The sequence below is a fragment of the Mycolicibacterium chitae genome, from assembly GCF_900637205.1.
GTDB classification, from domain to species: Bacteria; Actinomycetota; Actinomycetes; order Mycobacteriales; family Mycobacteriaceae; genus Mycobacterium; species Mycobacterium chitae.
This window is the reverse complement of the sequence record NZ_LR134355.1, coordinates 3,113,183-3,125,707: the sequence shown is the minus strand read 5'-3', so window position 1 is coordinate 3,125,707 and position 12,525 is coordinate 3,113,183. Positions and strand designations below refer to the sequence as shown.

Sequence of the window (12,525 nt, the reverse complement as noted above, 5' to 3'; positions counted from 1 at the left end):
AACCAGACGCACCGAAATCGCACGAAGTCAGTGCCGCTTGGGCGACGGCCAGGTGGGTTCGCCGCACAGCGCCAGCAGGGCGTTCTCGATCACCTCCGGCAGCGCCGGGTGGATCCAGTACTGCCCGCGCGCCATCTCCTGCCCGCCCAGGCCGAAGCTCATCGCCTGGATCAACGGTTGGATCAGCGTCGAGGCCTGATGCCCCATCAGATGCGCGCCGAGGATCTGGCCGGTGTCGGCCGCCACGATGATCTTGCACACGCCGGTGGTGTCCTCCATGGCCCAGCCGTAGGCCACGTCGCCGAAGTCCTGCAGCTTGACCTTGATGTCGAGATCCATTGCGCGGGCCTCGTTCTCGGTCAGGCCGACGTAGGCGATCTGCGGATCGGTGAACACCGCCGAGGGCACATAGCGATGATCGGCGGCGGCCAGCGCCTCGACGTCATCCCAGTCCTGCAGCAGGTTGTGCCGCACCACCCGGGCCTCCAGGTTGGCGACGTGCTTGAGCTGATAATCCGAGGACACGTCGCCGAGCGCGAAAATGCCGCGCGCCGTGGTGCGTTGGTGGTCGTCGACCACCACCTGCCCGCTCTCGGTGACCTCGACCCCGGCCAGGTGTGCGTCGAGCAGATCGCCGTTGGGGCGCCGGCCCGTGGCGACCAGGACGGCGTCGGCGCTCAGCGTCGAACCGTCGTCGAGTTCCACGGTGGTGCCCGTGTCGTCGGTGCGTCCGCCGGTGACCGTGCGGCCGAACAGCACCTCCCACTTGCGGGAGGCGAGGTCGGTGAACCGCTCGCCGATGTCGTCGTCGCAGTGCGACATCATGGTGGCCCCGCGCAGCACCAGCGTAACCCGAGATCCCAACGCGGAGAAGACATGTGCGAACTCGGCGGCGATGAAGCCGCCGCCGATGATCACCAGGTGCTCGGGGAGCTCCGGGATGCGCATGATGGAGTCACTGGTGTGCCAGGCGATGTCGCTGGCGGCGATCGCCGGCGGGATCACGGCGCGCGCCCCGGCGGCGATCACCACCTGATCCGAGGTGAACTCGACACCGGACTCGGTGCGCAGCAGGTGGCGGCCGTCCGGGCGGGTGGGCCCGAACCGGGTGTGGCCGTCGAAGACCGTGACGTTGGGGGAGGACCGGCGATAGCGCTCACCGCCCAGGGCGATCGGATCGATGCGACCGAACACCCGCGAGACGATGTCGCGCCACCGCACCCCGTCGATCCGGGCGTCCACGCCGAAACGGGCGCTGTCGCGGATCGTCGCGGCCACCTCGGCCGCGTAGACGAACATCTTGGTCGGGATGCACCCGACGTTGAGGCAGGTGCCGCCGAAGGTGCCCTGCTCACAGATGGCGACACGCTTGGACTCGTAGCGCTCGTCCAGGATGGTGTTGCCCGAGCCGGTGCCGATGATGGTCAGATCGAAGTGGTCCACGTCAGCCCTGTCTGGTGTGTTCGGAGGAGTCGGGGGAGAAGGTCCCGAGGTAGCGGTCCAACCACCGGTCCAGTTCGGCGTAGGCCGCCGCGCGCGGCTCCGGCAGCGACAGGAACACGTCGTGCTTGGCGTCGGTGATCGGCGCGACGGTGGTGTGGTTGCCCACACAGCCCGCCCACCGGGCGATCTGTCGGACGTCGAGGACGGCGTCCCCGCGCTGCATCGCCTCGGCATCGTCGCGGGATTCGGCCACCGAGTGGTCCGACCGCAGGATCAGGTTGGGCACACCGACATCCAGCCCGCGGTGCAACCGGGCGTGCCCGCGCCGCACGGCGTTGAGCCAGCCGACCGTCACCGGAAAGCCACCCAGCGGCTTCCACTGCAGGTTGTAGTCGAACTCGCCGGAAAAGTCGCGGTGCAAGGTGGTGCCGTAGCCGCCCTCGGTCGGTTTCCGCACGACGCGGAGCTTGCGCAGCCGGGCCAGCGTCCGCAGCGCCGCCGAGGTGGGCGCGGCCCGCAGGATCGACGGGCCGTGCAGATCGAAGAACGGGCTGTTGAGCACCAGGCCGCCGACGCCCAGGGCGGCCGTCAGATCCCGCTGCCGCAGTCGATCGAGCCACAGCGTCACGATCAGCCCGCCCGCGGAGTGCCCCGACACGCACACCTGCGCGCCGTCGGTCTCGGCGGCGATGACCGCCAGGGCGCGCTCGAGTTCCCGGTCGTAGCGGGCCAGGTCGGTGGTGAAGTGCGGGGTCTGGCCGGACCGCCAGGATCGACCGCATTTGTGCAGGTCCAGCGCGTAATAGGTGAATCCGCGGGCCGCGAACCGATCGGCGGACTCGGTGTTGAAGAAGTAGTCGGTGTAGCCGTGCACACCGAGGACCGCGTGCCGGGCCCGCCCGGCCGGCCCACGGCGGACCAGGGTCGCGACGAGGTCGCCCTCGCCGTCGGGATCGGCGCCGAGTTCCAACGTGTGTTGGTGGTAGCCGGGCAGGACGTCGGCCTCCCATACCGTCACGCGTTCACCTTAGCCGCGCGAGCTGTCTGCCAGATCACCTGACTCGCCCGATTAATCGGCCGGGCGGCGGGCTAACCTGAGATCGAAGACAGGAGACCGGGACGCGCGAAGTACCTCGGTCAACCGACGACACGAGCGCGAAGGACCAACATCCGGTGTCAGACGCCAACGTAACCAAAACCGACGTAGTGCTGGTGGGCGCCGGCATCATGAGCGCCACCCTGGGGGCTTTGCTGCGTCTCGTCGAGCCGGACTGGTCGATCACGCTGATCGAGCGGTTGGACGGCGCCGCGGCCGAGAGCAGCGACCCCTGGAACAACGCCGGTACCGGTCACTCCGCATTGTGCGAGCTGAACTACACCCCCGAGCAGGCCGACGGCTCGATCGACATCACCAAGGCCGTCACGGTCAACGAGCAGTTCCAGGTGTCGCGCCAATTCTGGGCGCACGCCATCGAGAACGGCGTGCTCGCCGACGCGCGCAGCTTCATCAACCCGATCCCGCACGTGAGCTTTGTGCAGGGCGCCGAGCGGATCGACTACCTGCGTCGGCGCCGCGAGGCCCTGGTGCACAACCCGCTGTTCGCGGGCATGGAGTTCATCGATACGCCCGACGAGTTCGCCCGGCGGCTGCCCTACATGGCCGCCGGCCGCGACTTCTCCGACCCGGTCGCGCTGAACTGGGCCACCGACGGCACCGACATCGACTTCGGTTCGCTGTCCAAACAACTCATCGGCTACGGCGTCACCAACGGCACCACGGCGCTGTTCGGCCACGAGGTCCGCAACCTGTCCAAGCGCTCCGACGGCGGCTGGACGGTCAAGGTGCGCAACCGTCGCACCGGCGCCGACCGCAAGATCGAGACCCGCTTCGTGTTCGTCGGCGCCGGCGGCGACGCGCTGCCGCTGCTGCAGAAGTCGGGGATCGCCGAGGCCAAGGGCTTCGGCGGGTTCCCGGTGGGCGGGCAGTTCCTGCGCACCAGCAACCCCGCGGTCACGGCCGGGCACCAGGCCAAGGTCTACGGCTTCCCGCCGCTGGGTGCCCCGCCCATGTCGGCCCCGCACCTGGACACCCGCTTCATCAACGGCAAGCAGTGGCTGCTGTTCGGACCGTTCGCGGGCTGGTCCCCGAAGTTCCTCAAGCAGGGGCACTTCACCGACCTGCCGCTGTCGATCAAGCCCAACAACCTCGCCTCGATGGTGGGCGTCGGGCTGACCCAGATGAGCCTGGTGAACTACCTGCTCAGCCAGCTGCTGCTGTCGGAGGCCGACCGCGTCGACATGCTGCGCGACTTCGCGCCCACCGCCGTGGATTCCGACTGGGACCTGTCGGTCGCGGGTCAGCGGGTCCAGGTGATCAAGCCGGCCAAGGGTAAGGGTGGCACGCTCGAGTTCGGCACCACGGTGCTCTCGGCGGCCGACGGCAGCATCGCCGGTCTGCTGGGCGCCTCGCCGGGCGCCTCGACGGCCGTGCCCGCGATGCTCGAGGTCATGCAGCGCTGCTTCGGCGATCGCTACGCCGGCCCGTGGCAGAGCAAGCTCAAGGAGATGATCCCGTCCCTGGGTACGCCGCTCTCGGACAACCCGGCCCTGTTCGACGAGGTCTGGGCGTGGGGGACCAAGGTGCTGGGCCTCGAATCCGATTCGACCGCAAGAGATCCCGAGCCGGTGACCTTGTCGTGACGGTGGTGGTGCCGCGGCGGGTCTGGGCCAAGGATCTCGACGCGCCCACGCTGTACGAGCTGCTCAAGCTCCGGGTCGAGGTGTTCGTCGTCGAACAGGCCTGCCCCTACCCGGAACTCGACGGCCGTGACCTGCTCGCCGAGACGCGGCACTTCTGGCTCGAACAGGCCGAGGGGCCCGAACCGGGCACCGTCGTCTGCAATCTGCGCCTGACCGAGGAACACGCGGGCGGGGAGAAGGCCTTCCGGATCGGGCGCGTGTGCACCAAGCGCGAGGCCCGCGGGCAAGGCCACACCACCCGGCTGCTGCAGGCCGCGCTGGCCGAGGTCGGCGATTACCCATGCCGGATCAACGCCCAGACCTACCTGCAGGGGCTCTACGCCCGGCACGGCTTCCTGCCCGACGGCGAGGAGTTCGTCGAGGATGGCATTCCGCACGTGCCGATGCTGCGGGCGGGTGTGGCCCGAGTCGAACAAGCGAGGTAGCGACATCACCAGTTCATTTCCATTCAGCGCGATCGTCGGCCACGACCAACTGCGGTTGGCGCTCGTGTTGTGCGCGGTGCGCCCGGAGATCGGCGGGGTGCTGATCCGCGGCGAGAAGGGCACCGCGAAGTCGACGGCCGTGCGCGCGTTGGCCGACATCCTGGCCCAGATCGACGACGCCCGGTTGGTGGAGCTGCCGATCGGGGCCACCGAGGACCGGGTGGTGGGATCGCTGGACCTGCAGAAGGTGCTGCGCGACGGCGAACACGCGTTCTCGCCGGGGCTGCTCTCGCGCGCGCATCGCGGCGTGCTCTACGTCGACGAGGTGAACCTGCTGCACGACCACCTGGTCGACGTGCTGCTCGACGCCGCGGCGATGGGCCGGGTCCATGTCGAGCGCGACGGCGTCTCGCACTCCTACGAGGCGCGCTTCGTCCTGATCGGCACCATGAACCCGGAGGAGGGCGAGCTGCGCCCACAGCTGCTGGACCGCTTCGGGCTGACCGTGGACGTGCGGGCCTCCCGCGACGTCGACGTGCGCACCGAGGTCATCCGCGCGCGGCTGGCCTACGAGGCCGATCCGCAGGAATTCGCGGCGCGGTTCGCCGCCGCCGACACCGAGGTGGCCCAGCGGATCGCCGCCGCGCGGGCCCGGGTGCCGCAGATCACGCTCACCGACGACGACCTGCGCCGGATCGCGGCGTTGTGCGCGGCCTTCGACGTCGACGGGATGCGCGCGGATCTGGTGGTGGCGCGCACCGCGGTCGCGCACGCCGCCTGGCGGGGCGCCGATGCCGTCGAGGTGGAGGACATCCGGGTGGCCGCCGAACTGGCGTTGCCGCACCGACGTCGACGCGACCCGTTCGACGACCCCGGTCTGGACCCCGGCGTCCTGGACGAGGCGCTGGAAGACAGCGAGCCCGAGCCGGACCCGGACCCGCCCGGCGGCGGCAGCCCCGAACCCGGCGCGGACTCCGAACAGCCACCGGCCCAAGGAGAGTCACCGGCGGCCGGCCCGCCGCCGAGCAAGCCCAGTGCGCCGCCGGCGCCGGTCTTCCGCACCCGCGCGCTGCGCGTGCCCGGGGTGGGGGAGGGCGCGCCCGGACGGCGCTCGACCGCACGCAACCGCACCGGTGGGGTGGTCGGGGTCAGTCCGACCGACCGCGGCGACGGCCTGCACGTGTTCGCCACCATGCTGGCCGCGGCCGCCCGGTCGACGGGTCCGGGCCGGATCCGGCCCGCGGTCGACGACGTGCGGCAATCGATCCGGGAGGGTCGCGAGGGCAACCTGGTGATCTTCGTCGTCGACGCCTCGGGCTCGATGGCCGCCCGCGACCGGATGTCGGCGGTCGGCGGCGCGGCCCAGTCGCTGCTGCGCGACGCCTACCAGCGCCGGGACAAGGTCGCGGTCATCACCTTCCGCGGCGCCGACGCCCGGGTGCTGCTGCCGCCGACCTCGTCGTCCTACATCGCCTCGCGGCGCCTGGCCCGGTTCGACACCGGCGGAAAGACGCCGCTGGCGCAGGGTCTGCTGCGCGCCGCGGAGGTGGTGCGCCGGGAGAAGGCCCGCGATCGCACCCGGCGACCCCTGGTCGTGGTCCTGACCGACGGCCGCGCCACCGGCGGGCCGGACCCGTTGGGCCGCACCCGGATCGCCGCGGCCCGGCTGGTGGCCGAGGGGGCCGCGGCGGTGGTGGTCGACTGCGAGAACTCCTACGTGCGGCTGGGTTTGGCGGCCGAGTTGGCGACCGCGCTGGACGCGCCGGTGCTGCGGCTCGAGCAGTTGCGCGCCGACACCCTGACCGACGTCGTCCGCGACGCCGCCTGATCCGGATATTCGATGCCGCAGACTCCGCGCACCGCGCCGGCGGTGGTGATCGCCGCTCCCGCCTCGGGTAGTGGAAAGACCACGGTCGCAACGGGATTGATGGCGGCGCTCAAGCGCGCCGGGCACCGGGTGGCGGGGTTCAAGGTCGGACCGGACTTCATCGACCCCGGCTACCACGCGCTGGCCACCGGCCGGCCGGGACGCAACCTGGATCCGGTGCTGGTGCCGCCCGCCCAGATCGCGCCGCTGTACGCCCACGGCGCCACGGGCTGCGACATCGCGGTCATCGAGGGCGTGATGGGCCTGTTCGACGGCCGGATCGAGCCGGGCGTCACCGGGCCCGCGGCCGGATCCACGGCACAGGTCGCCGGGCTGCTCGGGGCGCCGGTGGTCCTGGTCGTCGACGCCCGCGGGCAGAGCCACAGCATCGCGGCGCTGCTGCACGGCTTCTCGACGTTCGACCCCGGCACCCGGCTCGCCGGGGTGATCCTGAACCGGGTCGGCAGCGCCCGGCACGAGCAGGTGCTGCGCCAGGCCTGCGATGCGGCCGGCGTCCCGGTGCTCGGCGCGATCCCGCGGGTGGCGGAGCTGGCGGTGCCGTCGCGGCATCTGGGCCTGGTCACCGCGACCGAACACGGCGGGCAGGCGCGCGCCGCGGTGCAGGCCATGGGCGAGCTGATCGGCCGCCACGTCGACCTCGCCGCGCTGCTGCGGGTCGCGGAAACCTCGGTGGCCACCGAGCCGTGGCGGGCCACCGACGCGATCTGCGACCCGGTGGCGGGCAACCCCGTGGTGGCCGTGGCCGCCGGGCGCGCGTTCACCTTCTCCTACGCCGAACACGCCGAGTTGCTGCGGGCGGCCGGCGCGCACGTCGCCGAGTTCGATCCGCTCGTCGACGCGCTGCCGGCGCACACCGCTGCGCTGGTGCTGCCCGGCGGCTTCCCGGAGCAGTACCCGGGCGAACTGTCCGCCAACGAGGCGCTGCGCCGCGGGGTGGCCGAACTGGCCGCGCGCGGGCCGATCTACGCCGAATGCGCGGGCCTGACCTACCTGATGAGCGACCTCGACGGGCACCAAATGTGTGATGTGCTGCACGGTTCGGCGCGGTTCACCGAGCGCCTGACCCTGGGTTACCGCGACGCGGTCGCCGCCGCGGACTCGGTCCTGCACGCCACCGGGGCTCGCGTGACCGGCCATGAATTCCACCGCACCGCAGTCGAATTCAATGCCGAGTACCCCGCGGCGTGGATGTATCGCGGCACCGACGGCGCCACGGTGCGCGACGGCGCGGTCCACGGCGGCGTGCACGCGTCCTACCTGCACACCCATCCCGTGGCGGAGCCGGCCGCGGTGCGTCGCTTCGTGGCCCATGCCGCAGCGTCTAAGCTCGGCGGGTGACCGATAACGCCTACCTCGTCGGCCTGCGACTCGCGGGCAAGAAGGTCGTGGTGGTCGGCGGCGGCACGGTAGCCCAGCGCCGCCTCGGCCTGCTGGTGTCCAGCGGCGCCGACGTGCACGTGATTGCCCGCGCCGCCACCCCCGCCGTCGAGGCGATGGCCGGCGCCACGGTGATCCTGCGCGACTACCGCGACGGCGACCTGGCCGACGCCTGGTACGTGATCGCCGCCACCGACGACGCGGAGGTCAACGCGGCCGTGGTCGCCGAGGCCGAGCGTCGACAGATCTTCTGCGTGCGGGCCGACATCGCCCGCGAGGGCACGGCGCTGACCCCGGCCACCTTCGAGTACGACGGGCTGGCGGTCGGGGTGCTCGCCGGCGGGGAGCACCGCCGCTCGGCGGCCATCCGCACCGCCATCCGGGAGGCGCTGCAGGCCGGCGTCATCGGCGAGGCCCACGACCCGGAGGGCCCGACGGCGCGCAAGGGCACGGTCGCCCTCGTCGGCGGCGGCCCCGGCGACCCCGAACTGGTCACGGTGCGGGGACGGCGGCTGCTGGCCCACGCCGACGTGGTGGTCGCCGACCGCTTGGCACCGGCCGAACTGCTGGCCGAACTGCCCGCGCACGTCGAGGTGATCGACGCGGCGAAGATCCCGTACGGCCGGGCGATGGCCCAGGACGCCATCAACGAGTTGCTGATCAGCCGGGCCCGCGCCGGCAACTTCGTGGTCCGCTTCAAGGGCGGGGATCCGTTCGTCTTCGCGCGCGGCTATGAGGAAGTCATCGCCTGCACCGAGGCTGGGATCCCGGTCACAGTCGTTCCCGGCGTCACCAGCGCCATCGGGGTGCCCGCGATGGCGGGCGTGCCCGTCACCCATCGGGGCGTCAACCACGAGTTTGTGGTGGTCAGCGGCCATCTGGCGCCCGATCACCCCGATTCGCTGGTGAACTGGCCGGCGCTGGCGGCGATGTCCGGCACCATCGTGCTGCTGATGGGCGTCGAGCGGATCGAACTGTTCGCCGAGGCGCTGCTGCGCGGCGGTCGGGCCGCGGACACCCCGGTGATCGCGATCCAACACGGCACCACCTCGGCCGAGCGGGTGGTGCGCGCCCGGCTGGACAAGATTGCCGAAACCGTTCGGGCAGAGGCCATCCGGCCGCCGGCGATCATCGTCATCGGGCAGGTCGTGGGGGTTCCGGAGGCGGCGGACGCGGCATCGAACTCGGCGTCTGACACGGCATTCTGAGCGGCCCGCGGAGGTCTCAGTTCGGTGTCACCCCGAACGCGCGAGCTTAAACTGCTCTTAATATTACTGTAGGGTAGCCGATTATGACGGCTCTCAACGATGCAGAGCGTGCGGAGTCTGCCAAGGCTGAAGGTCGCGCGCTCCCGGCGCGGGTGGGTTCGGCCCTCGAGCGGACCGGAAAGTCCCTGCCGACCTGGCTGCCGTCGCGTCGGTTCATCTACGCGGTGATCGCCATCGGTGGCATGCAGCTGCTGGCCACCATGGACAGCACCATCGCCATCGTCGCGCTGCCGCAGATCCAGGACGAGCTCGCGCTCTCCGATGCCGGCCGCAGCTGGGTGATCACGGCCTACGTGCTGACCTTCGGCGGTCTGATGCTGCTCGGCGGCCGACTCGGCGACACGATCGGGCGCAAGCGCACCTTCATCGTCGGCGTCGCGCTGTTCACCATCGCCTCCATCCTGTGCGGCATCGCCTGGGACGAGGCCACGCTGGTGGTCGCGCGGCTGCTGCAGGGTGTCGGCGCGGCGATCGCCAGCCCCACCGGCCTGGCGCTGGTGGCCACCACCTTCCCGAAGGGACCGGCCCGCAACGCGGCCACCGCGGTGTTCGCGGCCATGACCGGCATCGGCTCGGTCCTGGGCCTGGTGGTCGGCGGCGCGCTGACCGAGGTGTCCTGGCGGCTGGCCTTCCTGGTCAACGTGCCGATCGGCCTGCTGGTCATCTACCTGGCGCACACCACGCTGCGCGAGACCCAGCGCGAGCGGATGAAGCTCGACGCGGCCGGTGCGCTGCTGGCCACGCTGGGCTGTACCGCGGCGGTGTTCGGCTTCTCCAGCGGACCCGAGCACGGCTGGATCACCCCGATCACCATCGGCTCGGGGCTGGCGGCGCTGGTCTTCTTCGTGGCGTTCGTCATCGTCGAGCGCTCGGCGGTTAACCCCGTCGTGCCCTTCGAGCTGTTCAAGGACCGCAACCGGCTGGCCACCTTCGGCGCGATCTTCATGGCCGGCGGCGTGCTGTTCACGCTGACCGTGCTCATCGGCCTGTACGTGCAGGACATCCTGGGCTACAGCGCGCTGCGGGCCGGTATCGGCTTCATCCCGTTCGTGATCGGCATGGGTATCGGCCTGGGCGCCTCGTCGCAGCTGGTGCGGATGTTCCCGCCGCGCGTGCTGGTCATCGCCGGCGGCGTCATCGTGCTGGGGGCCATGCTGTACGGCTCGACGCTCAACGCCGGGATCCCGTACTTCCCGAACCTGGTGGTGCCCATCACCGTCGGCGGCATCGGCATCGGCATGATCGTGGTCCCGCTGATGCTGTCGGCGATCGCCGGCGTCGGATTCGACCAGATCGGTCCGGTCTCGGCCATCGCGCTGATGCTGCAGAACCTGGGCGGTCCGATGGTGCTGGCCATCATCCAGGCCGTCATCACCTCCCGCACGCTGTACCTGGGCGGTACCACCGGCCCGGTGAAGAACATGAACGACGCGCAGTTGGCGGCGCTGGACACCGGCTACACCTACGGCCTGCTGTGGGTGGCCGCCGTCGCCGTGCTGGTCGGCGCGGCCGCGCTGTTCATCGGCTACACCGCCAAGCAGGTCGCCCACGCGCAGGAGGTCAAGGACGCCCTCGACGCCGGGGAGCTCTAGCCCCGGCGCACTCAGTAAGCTGGCCCGCTGTGATCACCCGTATGTCGGAGCTGTTCGTGCGGACGCTTCGAGACGACCCCGCCGATGCCGAAGTCCCCAGCCACAAGCTGCTCATCCGAGCCGGCTACGTCCGGCCCATCGGGCCCGGGCTGTACAGCTGGCTGCCGTTGGGGCTGCGGGTGTTGCGCCGCATCGAGCAGGTGGTGCGCGACGAGATGGCCGCCATCGGCGGGCAGGAGATCCTGTTTCCCGCGCTGCTGCCGCGCGCGCCCTATGAGACGACGAACCGGTGGACCGAGTACGGCGACACCCTGTTCCGGCTGCAGGACCGGCGCCGCAACGACTACCTGCTGGGGCCCACCCACGAGGAACTGTTCACCCTGACGGTGAAGGGGGAGTACAGCTCCTACAAGGACTTCCCGCTGATCCTGTTCCAGATCCAGACCAAGTACCGCGACGAGGCCCGCCCGCGGGCCGGAATCCTGCGCGGCCGCGAGTTCGTCATGAAGGACTCGTACTCGTTCGACGTCGACGACGACGGGCTCCAGCGGGCCTACGACGCGCACCGCGCGGCCTATCAGCGCATCTTCGACCGCCTGGACGTGCGCTACGTGATCGTCTCGGCGGTGTCGGGGGCCATGGGCGGCAGCGCCTCGGAGGAGTTCCTCGCCGAGAGCGAGGTGGGCGAGGACACCTTCGTGCGCTGCCTGGAATCCGGCTACGCCGCCAACGTCGAGGCCGTGGTGACCACGCCGCCGGCGCCGATCCCGTTCGAGGGTTTGCCCGCGCCGGTCGTCCACGACACCGGCGATACCCCGACGATCGCGACGCTGGTCGACTGGGCCAACACCGCCGGCCTGGGCCGCGAGGTCACCGCCGCCGACACGCTGAAGAACGTGCTGCTCAAGGTGCGCCAACCCGGCGGCGACTGGGAACTGCTGGCCGTCGGTGTGCCCGGGGACCGCGAGGTCGACGACAAGCGCCTGGCGGCCGCGCTGGAGCCGGCCGAGCACGCGATGCTCGCCGACGAGGACTTCGGCCGGTACCCGTTCCTGGTGAAGGGCTACATCGGACCGAAGGCGTTGTTGGACAACGGTGTTCGCTACCTGGTGGATCCGCGCATCGTCGACGGCACCGCGTGGATCACCGGCGCCGACGCCCCCGGCAAGCACGTGGTCGACCTGGTGGCCGGGCGCGACTTCACCCCGGACGGCACCATCGAGGCCGCCGACGTACGCGACGGGGACCCCTCCCCGGACGGCGCGGGGGCCCTGGTCAGCGCCCGCGGCATCGAGATCGGCCACATCTTCCAGCTCGGCCGCAAGTACGCCGATGCGTTCTCCGCCGATGTGCTCGGCGAGAACGGCAAGCCGGTGCGCCTGACGATGGGCTCCTACGGCATCGGGGTCTCCCGGATGGTCGCCGTGCTGGCCGAACAGCACCACGACGAGCTGGGCCTGCGCTGGCCCAGCAGCGTCGCCCCGTTCGACGTGCACCTGGTGATCGCCAACAAGGACGCCGCCGCGCGCACCGGGGCCGGCGAGCTGGCCGCCGAACTCGACGGGCTGGGCCTGGACGTGCTGCTCGACGACCGGACCGCCTCACCCGGGGTGAAGTTCAAGGACGCCGAGCTGATCGGCGTGCCCTGGATCGTGGTGGTCGGCCGCGGCTGGTCCGAGGGCGCGGTGGAACTGCGCAACCGGTTCAGCGGCGAGACCCAGCAGATCGCCGTCGACGGTGCGGCCGCCGCGATCGCCGCGGCGCTGGCCTGA

The 12,525-nt window shown here is 71.1% G+C and carries 9 protein-coding genes; 7 read left to right on the top strand and 2 right to left on the bottom strand.

All coding sequences use genetic code 11. The features are described from left to right. Positions 1–27: 27 nt before the first annotated feature. Both mtr and EL338_RS14800 read right to left on the bottom strand, forming a co-directional pair. Positions 28–1,443 carry a mycothione reductase gene (gene mtr, locus EL338_RS14805; RefSeq protein WP_126334447.1) on the bottom strand — a complete coding sequence of 472 codons (1,416 nt, stop codon included), beginning with the start codon at positions 1,441–1,443 and terminating at the stop codon, positions 28–30. A 1-nt stretch (position 1,444) separates the two neighbouring features. After that, on the bottom strand, positions 1,445–2,461 hold the full coding sequence (locus tag EL338_RS14800; RefSeq protein WP_126334446.1) for an alpha/beta hydrolase: 1,017 nt from the start codon (positions 2,459–2,461) through the stop codon (positions 1,445–1,447). Positions 2,462–2,670: 209 nt separating this feature from the next. On the opposite strand from EL338_RS14800, the gene mqo reads away from it, so the two are divergent. From mqo to EL338_RS14765, 7 genes are all read left to right on the top strand, one after another. After that, positions 2,671–4,143, top strand: a complete 1,473-nt coding sequence (gene mqo / locus EL338_RS14795; protein ID WP_372940116.1) for a malate dehydrogenase (quinone) — start codon at positions 2,671–2,673, stop codon at positions 4,141–4,143. 2 nt (positions 4,144–4,145) lie between these two features. Next, a complete protein-coding gene (locus EL338_RS14790; protein ID WP_126336873.1) occupies positions 4,146–4,628 on the top strand; it encodes a GNAT family N-acetyltransferase in 483 nt (160 codons plus the stop codon). Further along, the gene (locus EL338_RS14785) at positions 4,600–6,456 is read left to right on the top strand and encodes a magnesium chelatase subunit D family protein (RefSeq protein WP_235666152.1); all 1,857 of its coding nucleotides are present in this window, start codon (positions 4,600–4,602) and stop codon (positions 6,454–6,456) included. The genes EL338_RS14790 and EL338_RS14785 overlap by 29 nt, the downstream gene beginning before the upstream one ends. Before the next feature lie 12 nt (positions 6,457–6,468). After that, complete coding sequence (locus EL338_RS14780) at positions 6,469–7,854, top strand: cobyrinic acid a,c-diamide synthase CobB (RefSeq protein ID WP_126334443.1); 1,386 nt, start codon at positions 6,469–6,471, stop codon at positions 7,852–7,854. Next, positions 7,851–9,101, top strand: a complete 1,251-nt coding sequence (gene cobA, locus EL338_RS14775; protein WP_126334442.1) for a uroporphyrinogen-III C-methyltransferase — start codon at positions 7,851–7,853, stop codon at positions 9,099–9,101. Before EL338_RS14780 ends, cobA begins: the two co-directional genes overlap by 4 nt. Before the next feature lie 83 nt (positions 9,102–9,184). Continuing rightward, positions 9,185–10,753, top strand: a complete 1,569-nt coding sequence (locus EL338_RS14770; protein WP_126334441.1) for an MFS transporter — start codon at positions 9,185–9,187, stop codon at positions 10,751–10,753. A gap of 29 nt (positions 10,754–10,782) precedes the next feature. Beyond that, positions 10,783–12,525: a proline--tRNA ligase gene (locus EL338_RS14765; protein WP_126334440.1), complete on the top strand. Its 1,743-nt coding sequence runs from the start codon at positions 10,783–10,785 to the stop codon at positions 12,523–12,525.

Excerpts from the sequence above, each read along its gene's own strand:
- mqo (WP_372940116.1), top strand. The coding sequence starts at position 2,671 with ATGAGCGCCACCCTGGGGGCTTTGCTGCGTCTCGTCGAGCCGGACTGG.
- EL338_RS14780 (WP_126334443.1), top strand. The coding sequence starts at position 6,469 with ATGCCGCAGACTCCGCGCACCGCGCCGGCGGTGGTGATCGCCGCTCCC.
- EL338_RS14770 (WP_126334441.1), top strand. The coding sequence starts at position 9,185 with ATGACGGCTCTCAACGATGCAGAGCGTGCGGAGTCTGCCAAGGCTGAA.